At 49.6% G+C, this 1,173-nt stretch carries 2 protein-coding genes; both read left to right on the top strand.

Annotated features, from left to right (window positions below):
- On the top strand, positions 1–504 hold a 504-nt coding region (locus tag ACOTXR_RS25090), incomplete at its 5' end, for a hypothetical protein (protein ID WP_421767140.1).
- A 103-nt stretch (positions 505–607) separates the two neighbouring features.
- Positions 608–1,039 (top strand): hypothetical protein, encoded by a 432-nt coding sequence (locus tag ACOTXR_RS25085; RefSeq protein WP_001251242.1) that lies wholly within the window; start codon positions 608–610, stop codon positions 1,037–1,039.
- Positions 1,040–1,173 lie beyond the last annotated feature (134 nt).

Raw genomic sequence — 1,173 nt, 5'->3', positions numbered from 1 at the left:
AGAAACAGAAGCCACTGGAGCACCTCAAAAACACCATCATACACTAAATCAGTAAGTTGGCAGCATCACCGCCGAATCGGTCTCATTACATTCACTGATAAAAATGGAACAAAACAGGTCGAACAGGTTTATTCCTGCACTTCTTTAGCCGCCAATACTTTTGGAAAGCGCTTCACCACTTGGTTAGAAGAAATTTTTCAAAAGCATAATGAAGAAAAAGTAGCTGATTCCGGGTTCGAGGTTGGTAGCCGTGTCTGGGATAAATTGATGTATACGTTGCGCACCATTTCAGAAATTCGTGCCGGGGGGGTGCTGGTGCTGGATAACGGTGCACAGCGTACACTGGATGAAGTGCAAAAAACGGCACCTGAAACAAACCAGGTGGAGCCAAAGGAAATCTCTTCACTTCAGGAGCTGCTGAACGCTTCCAAAAATCTGGAGCCGACTTCGCCTGAGCTAATTGCGGCTCTTAATGAGGCTCTGTCAACCGCCATAAAACGGTGAATGCAACGGCAGTCTGGCACATCAGGCCTTGTCAGAGATTAGGCCTGAAAAGCACTTACGTACCGATATAACACCTAATTCCCCTCTAAGGAGATTGCCCTAAATGGCGATGAATAAAAAAGAACAAGCCGCGTATGATGAGCTGGTGGCACAGGCCAGAATAAACCGCGCTTTACGCTGGTCTGACTATGGCGTTGAACGCGATATGCCCGTACCAGAGGTCTCGGGGGAATACCAAAACGGCTGGAGCTTCAACACCGCCACTGGCACTGTTTATCCGACATGGAGCGGAACTACGGTTCACGGCACACGGGAAGAGGGAGAGGTTGTCGATGCAACCTCCCGCCGCATGCGAGGCATGAATGGTAGCCAGAACGGCATACCACAATACAGCACCAAAGAACGCGCCCTGAAGGCATTACGCTGTTCGCTTGAAATCAAGTTTGCCATGCAGCTGGATGCCATAGATAAAGCTATCGCAAAAGAAATAGAGCTGTCCACCGCTCGCCGGGAGAGCGATACATCAGATGCCTAAATAGATGCGCGGAATAGTAGATCACTGAAAGGGAACTCAGCCCGGATTGTGCGATCTGATCAATCGCCAAACCAACCAAAACCACCAACCGGACTGAGCGATGCCGATCATAGCACCAATACCCCGTGGCGAAC

The organism is Enterobacter cloacae complex sp. IR53030, from assembly GCF_049238365.1.
GTDB lineage: Bacteria > Pseudomonadota > Gammaproteobacteria > Enterobacterales > Enterobacteriaceae > Enterobacter > Enterobacter kobei.
This window is presented reverse-complemented; position numbering and strand designations above follow the sequence as displayed.